This is a genomic window from Mycobacterium paraense (genome assembly GCF_002101815.1).
GTDB classification, from domain to species: Bacteria; Actinomycetota; Actinomycetes; order Mycobacteriales; family Mycobacteriaceae; genus Mycobacterium; species Mycobacterium paraense.
In genome coordinates this window covers 176,925-194,709 of sequence record NZ_LQPM01000023.1, presented here as the reverse complement: position 1 = coordinate 194,709, position 17,785 = coordinate 176,925, and the positions used below count along the sequence as shown (strand labels likewise).

19 protein-coding genes are annotated in these 17,785 nt (G+C 68.9%); 7 read left to right on the top strand and 12 right to left on the bottom strand.

Translation table 11 applies throughout. The features are described from left to right. Positions 1 to 26 precede the first annotated feature (26 nt). Positions 27 to 854 carry an Rv0792c family HTH-type transcriptional regulator gene (locus tag AWB89_RS18115; protein WP_085175509.1) on the top strand — a complete coding sequence of 276 codons (828 nt, stop codon included), beginning with the start codon at positions 27 to 29 and terminating at the stop codon, positions 852 to 854. Between the two features lie 26 nt (positions 855 to 880). Here the strand turns inward: AWB89_RS18115 and AWB89_RS18110 are convergent, their stop codons facing one another. After that, positions 881 to 1,141, bottom strand: coding sequence for a hypothetical protein (locus tag AWB89_RS18110; RefSeq protein ID WP_085095627.1), 261 nt, complete (start codon positions 1,139 to 1,141; stop codon positions 881 to 883). A gap of 234 nt (positions 1,142 to 1,375) precedes the next feature. Between AWB89_RS18110 and AWB89_RS18105 the strand changes: the two genes are divergently transcribed. Both AWB89_RS18105 and AWB89_RS18100 read left to right on the top strand, forming a co-directional pair. Continuing rightward, entirely contained in the window at positions 1,376 to 1,846 is a 471-nt protein-coding gene (locus AWB89_RS18105; RefSeq protein ID WP_085175507.1) for a YbjN domain-containing protein, read from the top strand. Between the two features lie 104 nt (positions 1,847 to 1,950). After that, the gene (locus AWB89_RS18100; RefSeq protein WP_085175505.1) at positions 1,951 to 2,745 is read left to right on the top strand and encodes a lysophospholipid acyltransferase family protein; all 795 of its coding nucleotides are present in this window, start codon (positions 1,951 to 1,953) and stop codon (positions 2,743 to 2,745) included. Positions 2,746 to 2,785: 40 nt separating this feature from the next. Here AWB89_RS18100 and purQ read toward each other — a convergent pair whose 3' ends face one another. The 3 genes from purQ to AWB89_RS18085 are packed head-to-tail and all read right to left on the bottom strand — an operon-like array spanning position 2,786 to position 4,477. Then, entirely contained in the window at positions 2,786 to 3,460 is a 675-nt protein-coding gene (gene purQ, locus AWB89_RS18095) for a phosphoribosylformylglycinamidine synthase subunit PurQ (RefSeq protein ID WP_085095633.1), read from the bottom strand. After that, a complete protein-coding gene (purS, locus tag AWB89_RS18090) occupies positions 3,457 to 3,696 on the bottom strand; it encodes a phosphoribosylformylglycinamidine synthase subunit PurS (protein ID WP_066937110.1) in 240 nt (79 codons plus the stop codon). Before purS ends, purQ begins: the two co-directional genes overlap by 4 nt. 49 nt (positions 3,697 to 3,745) lie before the next feature. Continuing rightward, positions 3,746 to 4,477, bottom strand: coding sequence for an ATPase (locus tag AWB89_RS18085; protein WP_193791367.1), 732 nt, complete (start codon positions 4,475 to 4,477; stop codon positions 3,746 to 3,748). Between AWB89_RS18085 and AWB89_RS18080 the strand changes: the two genes are divergently transcribed. Then, the gene (locus AWB89_RS18080; protein WP_085175503.1) at positions 4,454 to 5,092 is read left to right on the top strand and encodes an MBL fold metallo-hydrolase; all 639 of its coding nucleotides are present in this window, start codon (positions 4,454 to 4,456) and stop codon (positions 5,090 to 5,092) included. The genes AWB89_RS18085 and AWB89_RS18080 overlap by 24 nt on opposite strands. A gap of 18 nt (positions 5,093 to 5,110) precedes the next feature. Here the strand turns inward: AWB89_RS18080 and AWB89_RS18075 are convergent, their stop codons facing one another. Both AWB89_RS18075 and AWB89_RS18070 read right to left on the bottom strand, forming a co-directional pair. Next, the gene (locus AWB89_RS18075) at positions 5,111 to 6,778 is read right to left on the bottom strand and encodes an FAD-binding dehydrogenase (RefSeq protein WP_085175501.1); all 1,668 of its coding nucleotides are present in this window, start codon (positions 6,776 to 6,778) and stop codon (positions 5,111 to 5,113) included. 48 nt (positions 6,779 to 6,826) lie between these two features. Then, positions 6,827 to 7,531, bottom strand: coding sequence for a DUF2334 domain-containing protein (locus AWB89_RS18070; RefSeq protein ID WP_085095639.1), 705 nt, complete (start codon positions 7,529 to 7,531; stop codon positions 6,827 to 6,829). A 194-nt stretch (positions 7,532 to 7,725) separates the two neighbouring features. Here AWB89_RS18070 and AWB89_RS18065 point away from each other — a divergent pair, with 194 nt between their 5' ends. Then, on the top strand, positions 7,726 to 9,339 hold the full coding sequence (locus tag AWB89_RS18065; protein WP_174627848.1) for a DHA2 family efflux MFS transporter permease subunit: 1,614 nt from the start codon (positions 7,726 to 7,728) through the stop codon (positions 9,337 to 9,339). A 6-nt stretch (positions 9,340 to 9,345) separates the two neighbouring features. Here the strand turns inward: AWB89_RS18065 and AWB89_RS18060 are convergent, their stop codons facing one another. Beyond that, positions 9,346 to 9,903 (bottom strand): TetR/AcrR family transcriptional regulator, encoded by a 558-nt coding sequence (locus tag AWB89_RS18060; RefSeq protein ID WP_085175497.1) that lies wholly within the window; start codon positions 9,901 to 9,903, stop codon positions 9,346 to 9,348. Positions 9,904 to 9,992: 89 nt separating this feature from the next. On the opposite strand from AWB89_RS18060, the gene AWB89_RS18055 reads away from it, so the two are divergent. Continuing rightward, complete coding sequence (locus tag AWB89_RS18055) at positions 9,993 to 10,439, top strand: DoxX family protein (protein ID WP_085175495.1); 447 nt, start codon at positions 9,993 to 9,995, stop codon at positions 10,437 to 10,439. Here the strand turns inward: AWB89_RS18055 and AWB89_RS18050 are convergent. Continuing rightward, the gene (locus AWB89_RS18050) at positions 10,368 to 12,530 is read right to left on the bottom strand and encodes a S9 family peptidase (RefSeq protein WP_085175493.1); all 2,163 of its coding nucleotides are present in this window, start codon (positions 12,528 to 12,530) and stop codon (positions 10,368 to 10,370) included. The genes AWB89_RS18055 and AWB89_RS18050 overlap by 72 nt on opposite strands. Beyond that, on the bottom strand, positions 12,527 to 13,420 hold the full coding sequence (locus AWB89_RS18045) for a phosphoribosylaminoimidazolesuccinocarboxamide synthase (protein WP_085175491.1): 894 nt from the start codon (positions 13,418 to 13,420) through the stop codon (positions 12,527 to 12,529). The genes AWB89_RS18050 and AWB89_RS18045 overlap by 4 nt, the downstream gene beginning before the upstream one ends. 41 nt (positions 13,421 to 13,461) lie before the next feature. Here AWB89_RS18045 and AWB89_RS18040 point away from each other — a divergent pair, with 41 nt between their 5' ends. After that, positions 13,462 to 14,091: a hypothetical protein gene (locus tag AWB89_RS18040; RefSeq protein WP_085175489.1), complete on the top strand. Its 630-nt coding sequence runs from the start codon at positions 13,462 to 13,464 to the stop codon at positions 14,089 to 14,091. Here AWB89_RS18040 and AWB89_RS18035 read toward each other — a convergent pair. Genes AWB89_RS18035 through purB form a run of 3 tightly spaced genes read right to left on the bottom strand, consistent with a single transcriptional unit; the run spans position 14,056 to position 17,719 of the window. Beyond that, positions 14,056 to 15,060, bottom strand: coding sequence for a tellurite resistance/C4-dicarboxylate transporter family protein (locus AWB89_RS18035; RefSeq protein WP_085175487.1), 1,005 nt, complete (start codon positions 15,058 to 15,060; stop codon positions 14,056 to 14,058). The two genes, AWB89_RS18040 and AWB89_RS18035, sit on opposite strands and share 36 nt — an antisense overlap. Then, entirely contained in the window at positions 15,057 to 16,304 is a 1,248-nt protein-coding gene (locus AWB89_RS18030; RefSeq protein WP_085175485.1) for a cytochrome P450, read from the bottom strand. Before AWB89_RS18030 ends, AWB89_RS18035 begins: the two co-directional genes overlap by 4 nt. Further along, positions 16,301 to 17,719 carry an adenylosuccinate lyase gene (purB, locus tag AWB89_RS18025; RefSeq protein ID WP_085175483.1) on the bottom strand — a complete coding sequence of 473 codons (1,419 nt, stop codon included), beginning with the start codon at positions 17,717 to 17,719 and terminating at the stop codon, positions 16,301 to 16,303. The genes AWB89_RS18030 and purB overlap by 4 nt, the downstream gene beginning before the upstream one ends. Between the last annotated feature and the right edge of the window lie 66 nt (positions 17,720 to 17,785).

Sequence of the window (17,785 nt, the reverse complement as noted above, 5' to 3'; positions counted from 1 at the left end):
GGCGATGAGACGTTTTAATACGTCTCATGAGCACGGCGGCGCTCGATCTCGAGGCGGCGGATCTGAGGGTGCGGCGCGGGAGCGTGCCCGCGAGCACCCAGCTCGCCGAAGCGCTCAAGGCCGCGATCGTCAAGCAGGGCCTCCCCCGCGGCGGTCGCCTGCCCACCGAGCGCGAGCTGATCGATCGCACCGGTCTGAGCCGCGTGACCGTGCGCGCCGCCGTGGGGCAGCTCGAGCGGCAGGGGTGGCTGGTGCGCCGGCAGGGTCTGGGTACGTTCGTGGCCAACCCGGTGAAACAGGAACTCGGCTCCGGCGTGCGCACCATCACCGAGGTGTTGGCGGACTCCGGCATCACCCCGGAAGTGGACGTGCTCTCCCATCACGTCGGGCCGGCCCCGCAGCGGATCGCCGAAGTACTGGGCATTGCCGAGGTCTTGTGCATCAACCGGCGCTTCCGGGACGGCGACCTGCCGCTGGCCCTGATGACGATCTACTTCCCGCCGGGGCTGGGCACCGCCGTCGAGCCGTTGATCTCCAGGGCGCCGGACGCCCAAACCGCACACGCCATGGAAAGCACCTACTCGATGTGGGAGCAGCGGCTCGGGGTTCGGATCGCCCGGGCCAGGCACGAGATACATGCCGCCGGCGCCTCTCTCGAGGTGGCCGGCGCCCTGGGTGTGCCGTTGGGCTCACCGGTGTTGGTGCTCGAGCGCACCAGCTACGGCGACGACGGCAAGCCCCTCGAAGTGGTCGAATTCCACTATCGGCCAGAGCGGTACCGGTTTTCGGTCACGCTGCCGAGAACGATGCCGGAACCCGGCGCCGGGATCGTCGAGCGGCGCGATCGCGCGTGATGCGGCGGCCGGGCGCCCTTCCCGCTTCAGCCCATTGTCAAAATCGCCATTGCTGCCAGCGCGATGATCGTCCCGAGGGCTACGAGTATCACCGTGATTGCAGCGCGCACGATTTCGTCTTCGCTAGGTCGCCAGCGCGGCACGACGGTCTCGACTCGCCAGGCTAATGTAGTGGTCCTGGTGGCCACGGCGGTCCCGTGGCCGAACACCGATTCACCATCCGCACCCTCATGCCCGTTCATCGGGGAGCCGGAATCCAGGGCATCCGCGGGGATCGCGGTGGTCATGACAGTCGGCCCCGACGATACGTGCCCCCGGATTGGTTATCTGCGGTCAACGACGACACCCCCTTTTTTCTTCTGGATCTCACGGTAGAAAAGCCAAGTCACTATTGGGACTAAGGCGCCTAACGGTACGAGCACGCAGCCGTCGCTTCGCTCAGCCAATTCTCAACAATTTCTTCGCTGCCGACTAGCTCGGCTCCAAGGATCCGCAAAGCCGCCGGCCTCACCATCTAACTCATGACGAGTGAGCCGCTCTGCGCAGACCTGGTGGAACGCTATCTGTGCACCCGCGGCAGCCGGTATTTCCGGGGCCATCATGACGGCGAGTTTTTCTACGTCGCCAACACCCGTCCGCGCAAGCTGCACGTCCACCTCGAGGTCTGCCCGACGCACGGCGACGTGCTGATGATCCGGGTGACGCCCGCGTGTTTCTTCCCCGCCGGCGACCGTCCCTGGCTGACCCATTTCGCCGACACCTGGAACGCGCAAGACCGCGGGGTCGTCGCGATCGTGCACGGGTCATCCGACCCCCAGCGCATCGGCGTGGTGGCGCGCAGGTCGCAGTGGATCCGAAAAGGCGTCTCGTTCGAGGATTTCGCGTCCTTCGTCGACGCCGCGATCGCGGACGCGATCGACCTGTTCGGTCAGCTGGGTCCCGCCGTCGAGTTGCCGCCCGCGGGGCATCCGATGCTGCTCGACGCCGGCTGAGGCCTGGCGAGCGTAACGCCACGGCGAAATCATGGGCGGTATTTCGCAGTGGCGTTACGCTCGCCGACGTTTAAGGGCCGGGCCGTATTGGCAACTAACAGCGAATGGCGCACACGCGGGAAACCGCCAAGTGGGATCCGGCCTTCACCGAACAGTTCGGCAAGGCCGTCGGCCCCGTCATCAAGCGGTGGTACCGCGCCGAGGTGCGCAACGTGGAGAACATTCCGGCAACGGGTGGGGCGCTGGTGGTGTCCAACCACTCGGGCGGCATGCTGACGCCCGACGTGCTGATCTTCGCGCCGGCCTTCTACGACAGGTTCGGCTATGAGCGGCCCCTCTACACGCTGGCCCATTACGGCCTGTTCATCGGACCGGTGGACGGCTGGCTGCGCCGGCTCGGGGTCATCGAGGCGAACCGGGAAAACGCCGCCGCGGCGCTGCGCTCCGGCGCGGTGGTGCTGGTGTTCCCGGGCGGCGACTACGACTCCTACCGACCCACCTTCAGCGCGAACACGGTCGACTTCAACGGCCGCACCGGCTACGTGCGGACCGCGATCGAGGCGGGGGTGCCGATCGTGCCCACCGTGTCCATCGGCGCCCAGGAGACTCAGCTGTTCCTGAGCCGCGGCAACTGGCTGGCGCGCAAGCTGGGGCTGACCAAGGCGCGGATGGACATCCTGCCGGTCAGCTTCGGCTTCCCGTTCGGCTTCAGCGTGATCTTCCCGCCCAACCTGCCGCTGCCGGCGAAGATCGTCACCGAGGTACTCGAGCCCATCGACGTCACCGCCCGCTTCGGCAACGACCCCGACGTCGACGAGGTCGACGCCCACGTGCGCGAGGTGATGGAGTCCGCGCTCAAGCGGCTGGCCGGCGAGCGCCGCTTCCCCGTTTTGGGCTGACGCTGTCCGGCGAATTGCCCAGTGCCGCAGGGCTTGCCGCTCAGGCGGCCAACACGGCGTCCAGCGCCGAATAGAACAAGCCGAGGCCGTCGTCGGAGGGGCCCGTCAGCGCTTCGATGGCGTGCTCGGGATGCGGCATCAGCCCGACGACCCGACCGTTGGCGGAGCTGATGCCGGCGATGTCATGCAGCGAGCCGTTGGGGTTGTCGTGGTAGCGGAATACCACCCGGCCCTCGCCCTCCAGCTCGTCGACCACGTTCTCCGGCGCCACGTAGCGGCCCTCGCCGGACTTCAGCGGCACCAGCAAGTCCGCGTCGGACTCGAATCGCGACGTCCACGCCGTCGAGGTCGACGCCACCCGCAGCCACACATCGCGGCAGACGAAGTGCAACCCGGCGTTGCGGGTCAGCGCGCCCGGCAGCAGCCCCGCCTCGCAGAGCACCTGAAAACCATTGCAGATGCCCAAGACCGGCATGCCGCGCCCCGCGGCCTCGACCACTTCGCCCATCACGGGGGCGAACCGGGCGATCGCGCCGGCGCGCAGGTAGTCGCCGTAGGAGAAACCGCCCGGCACCACCACGGCGTCGACCCCCTTGAGGTCGGCGTCGGCGTGCCACAGACCGACCGCCTCGGCGCCCACGCGCCGCGCCGCGCGCGCGGCGTCCACGTCGTCGAGCGTCCCGGGGAAGGTGATGATGCCGATCCGCGCCGTCACTGCGGCTCCCGGCTGATCGTCCAGTCCTCGATCACCGTGTTCGCCAGCAGCGATTCGGCGATCTCGGCGAGCTCGGCGTCGCCGATGGTGTCGTCCACCTCGAGCTCAAACCGCTTGCCCTGCCTGACATCTGAGATGCCGGGATGGCCGAGCCTGCCCAGCGCGCCGACAATCGCCTGACCCTGCGGGTCCAGAATCTCCGCCTTGGGCATCACGTGCACGACCACACGGCTCACTGGCGCTCCTCCTGACCGGTTCATCTCGGCGCCAACTCTACCGGCAGGCTCAGGGGCACGAGGCGATGTAGGCGTCGCACAGCGGCGCGGTCAGTGCGTTGAGCACCGAGTCGTCCCCCACCGTCGGCCAGGACACCTGCGGCGGACCCGACGACCACAACGTGAGCTCGGTGACGGTGCTGCTCGCGGCGTGGGCGACCAGGTAGGTGTGCATGACGACCGGACCGCTGACGACCGCCGCCATCCGGTTCGATTCGTCGCTGGTGAGCGACGGCGACTCCGCGGGCGTGCGCTGCTGGCAGGCGCGCAGCGCGCCGACGGCATTGCTGAACACCGAATCCGCGAGCTGGCCGCCGCGGGCCGTGTCGCCGCGCCAGTGCAGGATTTCCGCCTGCAGCTGCCACTGGCCCTCCGGGTGAGTGACGGTCACGCGGGCCGCGACCGCGGAGTTGCGGGGGTCCTGCGGCTGCACCGGCGACTCACACAGCTCCTCGAACCGAAACCTCGCCGGCCCCGTCGCCGTCAGCGGGACCGCCGCACCCGCCAGCGCGGGCCAGTTGTAGACCGCGTCCAGCGGCACCGCGCGCTGCTGGATCCACGCGCTGTTGGGGATCTGGTCGCAGGTGGTCGGGCATGTCTCGGGGTCGGCGTGCGCGGGCACCACGACGATCAGGGCCACCGCGCAGCCACCGACGAGCAGCATGGTGGCCAGGATCGCCCGCATCCGCATCACCCCTATCGGGGCACAATCGTAGTCATGCAACTGACGCATTTCGGCCACTCATGCCTTCTTGCCGAGTTCGACAACACGCGTGTGCTTTTTGATCCCGGTACCTTCGCGCACGGTTTCGAAGGAATCACCTGCCTGACCGCCATCCTGATCACGCACCAGCACCCCGATCACGTCGACGTCGGCCGGTTGCCGTCGCTGCTCGAGGGCAACCCGGACGCGGCGCTCTACGCCGATCCGCAGACGACGGCGCAGCTGGGCGACCCGTGCCGGGCGGTGCACGTCGGTGACGAGCTGCAGATCGGGCAGCTGACCGTGCGGGCCGTCGGCGGCCGGCACGCCGTCATCCACCCGGAAATCCCAGTGATAGAGAACATTTCGTTTCTGGTCGGCGATTCAGACCATCCCGCGCGGCTGATGCACCCCGGCGACGCGCTCTTCGTCCCCGACGAGCCGGTGGACATCCTGGCCACCCCCGCGGCGGCCCCGTGGATGAAGATCGCCGAGGCCGTCGACTACCTGCGCGCGGTGGCGCCGGCACGCGCGGTGCCCATCCACCAGGGCATCATCGCCCCGGACGCCAGGGGCATCTACTACGGCCGGCTCTCGGAGATGACCAGCACCGACTTCCAGGTGCTGCCCGAGGAGGACGCGGTCACCTTCTAAGCGCGCGCAGACGCAGAGCTACGCGATGTCGTCGGCGGCGCCGCGGCCCGCCGCGCGGCCGGAGAAGATGCAGCCGCCCAGGAAGGTTCCCTCCAGCGCCCGGTAGCCGTGCACGCCGCCGCCGCCGAAGCCGGCCACCTCGCCCGCCGCGTACAGCCCGGTGAGCGGCGTGCCGTCGCCCTTGAGCACCCGCCCCGCCAAGTCGGTCTCGATGCCGCCCAACGTCTTTCGGGTCAGGATGTGCAGCTTGACCGCGATCATCGGCCCGGCCTTTGGATCGGTCAACCGGTGCGGCGCGACCACCCGACCCAGCCGGTCGCCGATGTAGCCGCGGGCGGCCCGGATCGCGGTGATCTGGCCGTCCTTGCTGTACCGGTTGGCCACCTCGCGGTCGCGCGCGGTGACCTCGGCCTCGACCGTGGCGTAGTCGAGCGGCTCCACATCGGGCAGCTTGTTCATCGCGGTCACCAACTCGCGCAGCGAGTCGGCGCTGACGAAATCCACGCCCCGGTCGACGAAGGCCTGCACCGGCGCGGGCGCCCCCGAGCTGGCCCGGTTGCGCAGCAGCTCGCGCACGCTCTGGCCGGTGAGATCGGGGTTCTGCTCCTGGCCGGAAAGCGCGAACTCCTTCTCGATGATCTTGGCGTTCAACACAAACCAGGTGTAGTCCTGCCCGGACTGGGTGATGTACTCCAGCGTGCCCAGGGTGTCGAAGCCGGGATACAGCGGGACCGGCAACCGCTTGCCGGATGCGTCCAGCCACAGCGAGGACGGTCCCGGAATGATCCGGATGCCGTGCCGCGGCCAGATCGGGTCGTAGTTGGTGATGCCCTCGGTGTAGTGCCACATCCGGTCGGGGTTGATCACCCGCGCGCCGGCCCGCTGGGAGATCGCGATCATCCTGCCGTCGACGTGCGCGGGCACGCCGGCGAGCAATTGCTCGGGGACCCGGCCCATCCGCTTGGGCCAATTCTTTCGCACCAGCTCGTGGTTTCCGCCGATGCCCCCGCTGGTCACCAGGACAGCGGAGGCGCGAAACTCGAATTGGCCCACCGCTTTCCGCGACGAGGCCACACCGCGCGCGGCGGCCGACGGCTCCAGCACGGTGCCGCGGACGCCGGTCACCGCGCCGCCTTCGACGATCAACACGTCGACCTGGTGGCGATGCGCGAAGCGCACCGTCGAGCGGTCGCGCAGCTGCCGCGCGAAGATTTCCACCAACGCCGGCCCGGTACCCCACGTGATGTGGAATCGGGGCACCGAGTTGCCATGCCCCTGGGCGCCGTAACCGCCGCGTTCGGCCCAACCGACGAGCGGAAAGATCTTGTGCCCGCGGGCACGCAGCCAGCTGCGCTTCTCCCCGGCCGCGAAATCGACGTAGGCGTGCGCCCATTGGCGCGGCCAGTAGTCCTCTGGCCGGTCGAACGCCGCGGTGCCGAGCCAATCCTGCAGGGCCAGTTCGTGACTGTCGCGGATGCCCAGTCGGCGCTGCTCCGGGCTGTCGACAAAGAACAGGCCGCCGAACGACCAGAACGCCTGTCCGCCCAGGTTGGCGCTGTTCTCCTGGTCGACGATCAGCACCCGCAGCCCGCGCTCCACCAATTCGCACGCCGCCACCAGACCCGACAGCCCGGCACCGACGATAATCGCGTCAGCGGCGAAGCCCGCGCCCGAAGAATCGCTCATGTGGCACCAGGGTAGTGCCACCCGCCCAGGGGGGATCAGGCGCTTGGATCAGGCCGCGTCGAGGATCGCCCTGTCGGACCGCCACCGGTAGACGGTGGGGGTGCAACCGTGCATCTGAGCGAGGTCGACGGCGTCCAGCATCGCCTGCAGCGGGCCGGGCTTGCGCAATTGGTGCGCGGCCACGGCCACCCTCACGATGCCGCCGCGGCGCGCGATCCGCTCCGCGGACAGCACCACCATGCGGCACCACCACGGCTCGGTCAGGAAGCCCTCGCCGATGCCGAGGACCCGGGTGCGGTCGGTGCTGTGCCGGACCAGGTCGGTGATCCCGTGCAGATCCGCCAGCAGCCGGAAACCGTTCTGCGGCAACGCCTTGACGACGCCCGGGGACACCACCCAGCCCGGGGCGGCGAACAACCGGGTGCGCAGGCCGAGGTGCTCGAGCACGCGATCCGCGCCCATCAGTCGCAGGTTGGCCTCGTGGGCGCGCAGAACCGCGAATTCGCCGCGGCGCTTCTTGGTGGCGGGGTCGTCGTAGCCGTGCAGCACGATGGCGTCGCCGCCGGCCCGCCGGGCGGTCAGCCAGTCGACGGTGTGCGGGTCCCGGTCCAGCCGGTAGTCACCCTTGAGCCGGGGAGCAACCAGCAACGAGACCGGAACCTTGCGGGCGTCCATTTGTGCGCAGAACGCCCGGACGTCGTCCAGGGTGCGTTCGCCGATCCCCGACACCGAGACGATCAATTTTCCAGACACACCCGCAGTTTGACGATTCCAGGTGTCGGGATGGTGAAGGACACGCAGACAGCAGGCGTATATCGGCCCAGGTCGGCGCCACCCGCAAGGTCGTGAAACGGCCGCGCGGATGGCCTGGCACGCGCCCCGGCGGCCCCGTCCGCACGCCCGGCCAGCAAACGCGTCCCGGCGCGGGGCGGCGCGATCGATTCGATATGCTAAGCAACGCCATGGACAAGGCCCGACCAGCAGCGGCCGACACCGCGCCGCCCACCGCTTCCGCGGAGCCGCCGGGCGCCCATGTCTTCCCCGACAAGCTGGACGCGAGGCTGCTGCGGATCTCCGGGGTGTGCCTCCTGGCCACGGTGATGGCGATCCTGGATGTCACGGTCGTCGCCGTCGCGCAACGCACCTTCATCGATCAATTCGGCTCGACCCAGGCCATCGTCGGCTGGACCATGACCGGCTACACGCTGGCGTTGGCGTCGGTGATCCCGCTGACGGGTTGGGCGGCCGACCGGTTCGGCACCAAGCGGTTGTTCATGGGATCGGTCGTGGCGTTCGCCCTGGGTTCGCTGCTGTGCGCGCTGGCCTCAACGATCGCGCAGCTCATCGTGTTTCGAGTGGTGCAGGGCATCGGCGGCGGCATGCTGATGCCGCTGGGATTCATGATCATGACCCGCGAGGCGGGCCCCGCGCGCCTCGGCCGCCTGATGTCCATCCTGAGCATCCCCATGCTGCTGGCCCCGATCGGCGGGCCCATCCTGGGCGGCTGGCTCATCGACACCTCCAGCTGGAGGTGGATCTTCCTGATCAACCTGCCGATCGGGCTGGTGACGCTGGTGCTGGCGGCGATCGTGTTCCCCAGCGATCAAGCGGCGCGGTCGGAAACGTTCGACGTGGTCGGCGGATTGCTGCTCTCCCCCGGGCTGGCCACGTTCCTGTTCGCGGTGTCGTCCGTCCCGCGGTGCGGGACCCTGGCCGATCGTCGCGTCTTGATTCCGGCGGCGGTCGGCCTGGCCTTGATCGCCGCGTTCGTCGTGCACGCGCGGCGCCGTGCCGATCACCCGCTCATCGACCTGCGGCTGTTCCAGAACAAGGTGATCACCCAGGCCAATGTGACGATGCTGCTGTTCGCCACCGCCTTTTTCGGCGCGGGCCTGCTGCTGCCGAGCTACTTCCAGCAGGTGCTGCACCAGACGCCCATGCAGGCCGGCGTGCACATGATCCCGCAGGGGCTGGGCGCCATGCTGACCATGCGGCTGACCGGGCCGCTGGTGGACCGGCAGGGCCCCGGCAAGATCGTGCTGGTCGGCATCGGGCTGATCATCGCGGGCCTGGGCACCTTCGCCCTGGGCGTGGCCAAGCAGACCCCGTATCTACCCACGCTGCTGGTCGGATTGGCGATCATGGGGCTGGGCATGGGCTGCACCATGATGCCGCTGTCCGTCGCGTCGGTGCAGGCGCTGTCCCCCCACCAGATCGCCCGCGGCACAACGCTGATGAGCGTCAGCCATCAGGTGGGCGGTTCCATGGGCACCGCGTTGATGTCGATGGTCCTGACCAACCAGTTCAACCACAGCGAGAACATCTCCGCGGCACGTAAACTCGCGACGCTCCAGCAGAAAGCGGCCGCCACCGGCGTGCCGGTCGACCCGTCGGCGGTGCCGCCCCAGACGCTGGCCCCGGGCTTTTCGGGCAGCGTGCTGCACGACCTTTCGCACGCGTACACGCTGGTGTTCGTGATCGCGGTGGTGTTGGTGGCGTTCACCATCATCCCGGCGGCGTTCCTGCCGAAGCAGCCGGCCATTCAAACGGCCCACGACTAGCGCCGCTCACCCCTCGAACAGCATCGTTGCGATCCGCGCGACGGCGTCCATCGGGTCGGACCGCCTGACGTGTGCGTTGACGGCGTCGTTGAGCCACAGCGTCGAAAACCCGTGCACCAGTGACCATGCCGCGAGTTGCGCGCCCGCGGGGTCGGCCCGCGCGTTGGGGTCCCGCAGGGTCGCAACGCCGCGGGAGAGCTCGGCTCCGGCGGCGGCCTCGGCCGCGGCCAGTTCCGTGTCGGTGGCGTCCAGCAGCGACTTGTTGAACATCACCTGGTAGTGGCCCGGGTGCTCGAGGGCGAACCGCACGTACGCCAGGGCGGCGTCGGTGAAGCGGCCACGAGCGTTCGTCAGCGCCTCGGCCAGCAACTGGAATCCCTGGGTCGCCAGCGCGGTGAACAATCCCCGCCGATCGGTGAAGTGGTGGGCCGGCGCGGCGTGCGACACGCCAGCACTGCGCGCCAACTCGCGCAACGAAACGCCCTCCGCGCCCCGCTCGGCCACCAGGCGGCCCGCCTCGGCGAGGATCACCGCACGCAGGTCGCCGTGGTGGTAGCGGTTCACGCCGCCAGCATACCGGCCAAACTTGACAGTGACTAGATCGGTGCTATCTTCGAGTGCTAGAATCTTGTCACTGCCTAGATTGGAACGTCATGGCCCCGTTGATCGCGCTGCTCCTGAGCACCATCGCCGCCCGCAGCATCGGCTGGCTCGGCGTCGCGTACGTCAACAACTGGATCGCGTCGATCGCGGTCGGCCTGGCGGCGATGTTCCTGCTGACCGGCTTTTCGCACTTCGCGCCGCCGCTGCGACGGGATCTCATCGCGATCGTGCCCCCGCGCCTGCCCGCTCCCGGCTACCTGGTCACGCTCACCGGCCTGCTGGAGTTGCTGGGCGCCGTGGGACTGTTGGTCCCCGCCACCCGGGTGGCGGCGGCCGTCTGCCTCCTGGTGCTGATGCTGGCCATGTTCCCGGCCAACGTCTACGCGTCCCGGATGCCCGATCCGCCCAAGTCGATGACGACCCGGCTACCCCTGCGGGCGGCCATGCAGGCCGTCTTCCTGGCCGCCGCCGTAGCGGTCGCGGTCGGCAGCGGCTAGCAGCCACGCGTACTGGAAAGCGGTTTCCTGCCATGCCTTGTAGCGACCGCTGACGCCGCCGTGTCCCGCGTTCATCTGCGTCTTCAGCAGGACCGGATTGCCGTCGGTGTTGGCATGCCGCAGCGCCGCGACCCATTTGGCCGGCTCCACGTAATAGACGCGCGTGTCGTTCAGCGACGTCATCGCCAGAATGGCCGGATACTTCTTGGACTCGACGTTCTCGTAGGGGGAATACGACTTCATGTACGAGTAGACATCGCTGTCGCTCAACGGGTTTCCCCACTCGTCCCACTCGGTGACGGTCAGCGGCAGGGACGGGTCGAGGATGGTGGTCAGCGGGTCGACGAAGGGGACCTGCGCGAGGATGCCGGCGAACAGATCCGGCGCCAGGTTGGCCACCGCACCCATCAGCAGGCCGCCGGCGCTGCCGCCGAGCGCGACCAGCCGACTGGGGCGGGTCACGCCGGAGTCCACCAAATGCCTTGCCACCGCGACGAAGTCGGTGAAGGTGTTCTTCTTTTCCAGCAGCTTGCCGTGCTCATACCAGAGCCGGCCCATCTCACCGCCGCCACGCACGTGGGCGATGACGAAGACCATGCCGCGGTCCAGCAGCGACAACCGGGCGATCGAAAAGCTGGGGTCGGTGCACAGCTCGTAGGCGCCGTAACCGTACAGCAGGGTGGGCGCGGGGAATTCGACGTCGGCGCGATGCACGATCGACACGGGGATCTCGGTGCCGTCGTCCGCCCGCGCCCAGTCGCGCCGTTCGATGTAGTCGGCGGGACGGTAGCCGCCCAGGACGGGTTGCTCGCGCAGCAGCGTCCGCTCCCGGGTGGCGAGGTCGATGTCGTAGACCTGCGCCGGGGTGACCAACGACCCGGCCCTGATCCGCAGCTTGGGCGAATCCCAGTTCGGATTGCCGCCCAACCCGCACGACATCAGCTCGGAGTCGAACGAGATTTCCTCCGGCTCGCCGTAGGCACCGTCGGATCCGATGGGCCACAACTGAACTCGCGGCAACGCCGCGCGCCGATAGCTCACCACCAGGTGACCGGCGAAGGCGTCCACGGCGTCGAGCCGCACATCGTCGCGGTGCGGGATCAGGGTGCGCTGCCGCGTCGGATCGCTGACCGGGGCCTCGGTGAGCGTGAAGTTCACCGCGCCGTCGTTGTGCAGGATCAGGAATCGGTCCTCTCCCCCCACCACGGCGTGCTCGGCCGAATACTCGATTCCCTCGCGCCGCGGCAACACGACGGTGAACGTCGCGTCCGGATCGGCTGCGTCGGCGTAACGCATCTCGGTGGTTATGGAGGAGCCCGACGCGATGAACACGTATTTCTCGCTGCGGGTGAGCCCCACCCCCAGCCAAAACCGTTCGTCGGCTTCGTGATACACCAGCTCCGACGGCTCTTGGGAGCCGAGTCGGTACCGCCAGACCTTGTCGGGCCGGTGGGCCGCGTCCAGCGTCAGGTAATACACGGTGCGGTGATCGGCCGCCCAGGTCGCTCCCGCCGCGATGTCCGCGATCTCGTCGGGGTATGCCTCCCCGGTGCGTAAGTCCTTGAACCGCAGGGTATAGCGCTCGTCGCCGACGGTGTCGACCGAGTACGCGAGCAGATTCCCGTCCAGGCTGACCATCGCCGCGCCCAGCGCGAAGAATTCGTGGCCCTCGGCCTCCGCGTTCGAGTCGAGCAGAACCTGTTCGCCGGGTATTTCGGTGTCCTCGTCGAGGACCGGCGGGTCCCAGTCGCCGGGATCGGCCACCGGGCAACGGCATTGGACGCGGTACTGCTTGCCCTCGAAGGTGCGGGCGTAGTACCACCAGTCACCCTGCCGGGTCGGAACCGACAGATCGGTCTCCTTGGTGCGCGACTTGATCTCGTCGAAGATCTTCTGCCGCAGCGGTTCCAGGTGGGACGTCATCCGGTCGACGTAGTCGTTCTCGGCCTCCAGATAGCCGATGACCTCGGGGTCGGCCTTGTCGCGCAGCCATTCGTAGGGGTCGATGAAGACGTCGCCGTGGTGTTCTCGCCGGGTCTCGACCCGCTTTGCGACCGGTGGCACCAGCGCGTCCAGCGAAGCCTCCGTCATGCGCCCGGGCCGATCCAGTCGTCGAAGCTCAAGCCCGAGATGCGTTCGTAGGCCTCGATATAGCGGCTGCGGGTGGCGTCGATGATGTCGTCGGGCAGGGGTGGCGGGGGTTGTGAACCGTGCCGGTCCCAGCCGGACTCGGGGCTGGTCAACCAGTTGCGGACGAACTGCTTGTCAAAGCTGTTCTGCACCACGCCCGCCCGGTAGTCCTGGGCCGGCCAGTAGCGCGAGGAATCCGGCGTGAAGATCTCGTCGGCCAGCAGCAGGTGGCCGCCCCCGTCGGTGCCGAACTCGAATTTGGTGTCCGCGATGATGATTCCCCTTTTCAGCGCGTGGTCGGCGGCTTGAACATAGATCTGCAGCGTGCGGTCGCGTAGCTGGTTGGCGCGCACCGCACCCACCATCTCGATCACCCGGGCGAACGAGATGTTCTCGTCATGGTCGCCCAGCGCGGCTTTGGTCGCCGGGGTGAACAACGGGGTGGCGAACCTGCTGGCCTCCACCAGCCCCGGTGGCAGCGGGATGCCGCAGACCTTGCCGGTCGCCTGGTAATCCAGCAGCCCCGACCCGGTCAGGTACCCGCGGGCCACGCATTCCACCGGAAGCATGTCCAGCCGCCGTACCAGCAGCGCGCGACCGAGCACCTCGTCGGGGATGCGGGGGTCGTCGGGCGGGCCGGCCAGGTGGTTGGGGGCCTCGACGAGGCCGAAGAAGAACACGCTCATCGCGGTCAGGATCCGACCCTTGTCCGGGATGGTGCTGTCCAGGACGTAGTCGTACGCGGAGATCCGGTCGGTCGCCACCAGCAGCAGGTGCTCGTCGCCGACGCGGTAGATCTCCCGGACCTTGCCGCTGGCCACATGCTCGTAGTCGGACAGTGCTGGGCGCATCGGGTCAGCCTATCGGGCGGCCCTGTGCTGGGATCGAGGCTATGACGTCGCTGCCATTGCGGATTCTGCCCTACGCCACCACGCCCGGCCGGCTGGCGGCCCAACTCTTCAGCGATTTCGCCATCTTCCTGTGGTCGCTGATCTGGCTGCTCGTCGGCACGGCCGTCTACGACGCCATCTCGACGATCGCCGAGGCCGGTCGCCAGGTCGAGATCGGCGCCAACGGCATCGCCGGCAACCTCGCCTCGGCGGGCCAAGGTGCGCAGCACATTCCGGTGGTCGGCGACGCGGTCAGCAAGCCCCTCGCGTCCGCCAGCGCCGCCGCCCTCGACATCGCGGGGGCCGGACACAGCCTCGACACCACGGCGGGCTGGCTGGCGGTGCTGCTGTCGCTGGCCGTCGTCGCGGTGCCGCTGCTGATCGTGGTCATCCCGTGGCTGCTGTTGCGGCTTCGGTTCTTCCGGCGCAAGTGGACGGTCACCGGCCTGGCCGCGACCCCGGCCGGCGAACAGCTGCTGGCGCTGCGGGCCCTGACCAACCGGCCGCCGCGCAAGCTGACCGCGATCAGCGCGGACCCGGTCGGCGGGTGGCGCCATGAGGATCCCGCCACCATTCGGGCGCTGGCCGCCCTGGAACTACGGGCGGCCGGCATCGCGCTGCGCGCCGACTGACGACAGGCCACGCCGCAGTCGCAGCAGGCCGGCGATGACGACGATGAGCCACGCGGCCAACGCATCCCAGAAGAACACCAGGGAAACGGTCAGCAGCGCGTTCTGATGGATCCCGGCGACCATCGCATAGCTGGCGGCCGAATACATGCCCAACGGAAACACCAGCGCCCACCACACCCCGGCAAACCGCAGCATCGTGGGCCGCCGGCTGATCCGGCGCAGGCCGAAGAGAATCAGCGGCGGTATCCACAGCGTGGCCGCCACCCAGGTGACGACGGTAACCGCCAGCACCGGCCCGGCCAGCCAGGCGGGAGCCAGGGCGTGGATGCTGTCGCCGGCCAGCGTCGCGATGGCCAACCCGCCCATCAGGATCCAGCTGTCCGGCTCGAAGCCGTCACGATCCTGACGCTCGCTGACCGCGCGCCACAAAATCAGCCAGGTCATCAACGCGTAGATGCACAGCGCCGCCACCCAGACCGGCGCCGCCACCCAAAGCCACCGGCGCTCGTGCCGCGCGGCCACCGCCGCCACGATCGCCAGTCCCGAGGTGCCCACGCTGGCCAGTTCCCACGCACCATGTGCGCGGTCGCGCAGCGCCGCCCAGGGGCTGGCCGACATGTTGCGCGCGGTCAGCGCGAGCAACGCCAGCCAGGCCGCCAGGGCCACCGCACCGAGCACTTGCAGGACGATTCGGTGGGACGCCAGCCGGCTGTCCAGCACCGCGCACGCGGCCACGAAGGTGAACAGCCGCAGGGTGACATCGGGATCCCGCAAATCCCACGACGCCAGCGCCCGGGTCGCGACGACCACCACGACGAGGGCCAGCAGTGCGAGGGTGGCCAGTACGCCCAAGGCGTCGCTGATGGCGAAGTACCGGTGATCGCGAGCGGCGATCGACAGGATTCCGGTCGCCATCACCGCGGCGAACACATCGGGTGACGGCTCGACATCGGCGAGCCGGATGGTCACGGTCCCTCGATGAGCTCCACGACGAGGTGCCGGATGCCGGTGTGCCGATTGCTGCGGGTCCATTCGACGGGCCGCGCGACCCGTACGGCGGAAAAGCGCGTCAGCAGCTCCTCGAACAGCACCCGCAGTTCCAGCCGGGCCAGGTTCGCGCCCAGGCAGTAGTGCACACCCTGGCCGAAGCCCAAGTGGGGGTTGGGTTTGCGGGCAATGTCGAATTCGTCGGGTCGGTCGAACACGTCGGCGTCCCGGTTGGCGGAACCCTCCCAGATCTGGACCTTCTGCCCCGCCCGGATCGACTGCCCGCCGAGGCTGACGTCGCGCGTGGCGGTGCGGCGCTTCGACGGCGACGGCGACGTCCAGCGCACCATCTCCTCGACCGCCGTCGGCAGCAGGGTCAAATCCGAACGCAGCGCCCGCAATTGCTCCGGATGCTCGGCCAGGGCCAGCAGCCCGCCGGCGACCGCGTTGCGCGTCGTCTCCGCGCCGGCGCTGAACAGCAGGCTGAAGAACAGGTACAGCTCCAGGTCGGACAGGGCCGGTGCGTTCTCGTCGTCGACGGTCGCATTCGCCACGACCGACAACATGTCGTCGGTCGGGTTGGCCCGCTTCGACGCGATCAGCTCCTGGCCGTAGGCGTACATCCGGGAGCCGGCCTCTTCGACCGAAAGTTGTGACAGCGACGCTTTGCGGGAACCCCCGAAGTCGAACTGCGGCTCGATGGCCTGGAACAGCCAATGCCGTTCGGAATCCGGCACTCCCAGCAGGATGCAGATCATCTGCATCGGCAGTTCGGCGGCGATGTCGACCAGGAAGTCGAACGGCTCGCCCGGCACCACCGCGTCCAGCAGCCGGCGGGCCCGCGACCGCAGATCGTCCTCGACGAGCCCGATCATCCGCGGCGTCAGCCCGGAGCTGACGAGACGCCGAATCTGCGAGTGCCGCGGGTCGTCCATCATGTTGAGCACCTGGCCCGCGATGGCCAGGTCTTGCAGCAGCGTGCCGCCGAACGGTCGCTCGCCGCCGGTGACCGAGGAGAATGTCACCGGATCCTTCAGCACCGCAAGGGTTTCCGAGTAGGAGGCGACGGACCAGAAGCCCTCGCCGTCCGGGGTGTTGTCCGTCGGCTCGTGCCAGTACACCGGCGCCTCGCGCCGATGGACGGCGAACAGGTCGTGCGGAAACCCGTTGGCGAAGTTGTCCAGGTCGGTGAAGTCGATCCCCGATAGCGCGCCCGCGAGCGTCACAGGATCGCACCCGGGGTGTATTTCGCCGCGTCCGGGTAGCGGCTCACCAACGCGTCGACCATCGCGGCCACCTGGTCCACCTGGTCACCGGCGGCCCCGGTGAACGACTTCTTGTCGGCCAGCGCGGCGTCCAGCGCCGCGCGGTCCAGGGGCAGCCGCTCGTCGGCGGCCAACCGCTCGAGCAGGTCGGGTTCGGCGCCGCGTTCCCGCATGGCCAGCGCCGTCGCGACCGCGTGTTCGCGGATCACGTGGTGCGCGGCCTCGCGGCCCATGCCCGCGCGCACCGCGGCGATCAGCACCTTGGTGGTGGCGAGGAACGGCAGGTAGCGGTCCAGCTCGCGGGTGATCACCGCCGGGTAGGCGCCGAACTCGTCGAGCACCGTCAAGAACGTCTCGATCTGCCCGTCGATGGCAAAGAAGCTGTCCGGCAACGCGACTCGGCGCACCACGGAACAGAACACGTCGCCCTCGTTCCACTGCGCGCCGGCCAGCTCGGCGGCCATCGAGGCGTAGCCGCGCAGCACCACCTGCAGCCCGTTGACCCGCTCGCAGCTGCGGGTGTTCATCTTGTGCGGCATCGCCGACGAGCCCACCTGCCCCGGCGCGAAGCCTTCCGTGACGAGTTCGTGCCCGGCCATCAGCCGGATGGTGTGGGCCATCGACGACGGCCCGGCGCCCAGCTGCACCAGCGCCGACAGCACGTCGTGGTCCAGCGAGCGCGGGTACACCTGTCCGACGCTGGTCAAAACCGTTGCGAAGCCCAGGAAGTCGGCGACGCGCCCCTCGAGTTCGGTGAGCTTGTCGACGTCGCCGTCCAGCAGGTCCAGCATGTCCTGCGCGGTGCCCATCGGGCCCTTGATCCCCCGCAGCGGGTAGCGGTCGATCAACTCCCCCAGCCTGGTCAGCGCGATCAGCGTCTCCTGGGCCGCCGAGGCGAACCGCTTGCCCAACGTCGTGGCCTGCGCGGCGACGTTGTGGCTGCGCCCGGCCATCACCAGATCGCGGTAGCCCACCGCCCGCTCGGCGAGCCGCGCGACGACGGCAATGCCGTGCGAGAACACCAGTTCCAGCGACCGCCGGATCTGCAGCTGCTCGACGTTCTCGGTGAGGTCGCGGCTCGTCATTCCCTTGTGCACGTGCTCGTGGCCGGCCAGCGCGTTGAATTCCTCGATGCGGGCCTTCACGTCGTGGCGCAGCGCGCGTTCGCGCTGTGCGATCGAGGCCAGGTCGACGTCGTCGAGCACCCGTTCGTAATCGGCGATCGCCTCGGGCGGAACGTCCACTCCGAGTTCGGCCTGCGCCCGCAGCACGGCCAGCCACAGCCGCCGCTCGGCGACGACCTTGGCCTCCGGCGACCAGATCGCGACCATTTCCGCGCTGGCGTACCGGGCGGCCAGGACGTTCGGAATGCTCACAAGCAGACAGCTTACGGTCGGCGCGTCCCGCCGATCGGCTTCCGGTCACTGTTGTCACTTCTGTCT

Coding starts and splice junctions, on each gene's coding strand:
- AWB89_RS18115 (WP_085175509.1), top strand. CDS start 27: ATGAGCACGGCGGCGCTCGATCTCGAGGCGGCGGATCTGAGGGTGCGG.
- AWB89_RS18110 (WP_085095627.1), bottom strand. CDS start 1,141: ATGACCACCGCGATCCCCGCGGATGCCCTGGATTCCGGCTCCCCGATG.
- AWB89_RS18105 (WP_085175507.1), top strand. CDS start 1,376: ATGACGAGTGAGCCGCTCTGCGCAGACCTGGTGGAACGCTATCTGTGC.
- AWB89_RS18100 (WP_085175505.1), top strand. CDS start 1,951: ATGGCGCACACGCGGGAAACCGCCAAGTGGGATCCGGCCTTCACCGAA.
- AWB89_RS18080 (WP_085175503.1), top strand. CDS start 4,454: ATGCAACTGACGCATTTCGGCCACTCATGCCTTCTTGCCGAGTTCGAC.
- AWB89_RS18075 (WP_085175501.1), bottom strand. CDS start 6,778: ATGAGCGATTCTTCGGGCGCGGGCTTCGCCGCTGACGCGATTATCGTC.
- AWB89_RS18065 (WP_174627848.1), top strand. CDS start 7,726: ATGCTAAGCAACGCCATGGACAAGGCCCGACCAGCAGCGGCCGACACC.
- AWB89_RS18055 (WP_085175495.1), top strand. CDS start 9,993: ATGGCCCCGTTGATCGCGCTGCTCCTGAGCACCATCGCCGCCCGCAGC.
- AWB89_RS18050 (WP_085175493.1), bottom strand. CDS start 12,530: ATGACGGAGGCTTCGCTGGACGCGCTGGTGCCACCGGTCGCAAAGCGG.
- AWB89_RS18045 (WP_085175491.1), bottom strand. CDS start 13,420: ATGCGCCCAGCACTGTCCGACTACGAGCATGTGGCCAGCGGCAAGGTC.
- AWB89_RS18040 (WP_085175489.1), top strand. CDS start 13,462: ATGACGTCGCTGCCATTGCGGATTCTGCCCTACGCCACCACGCCCGGC.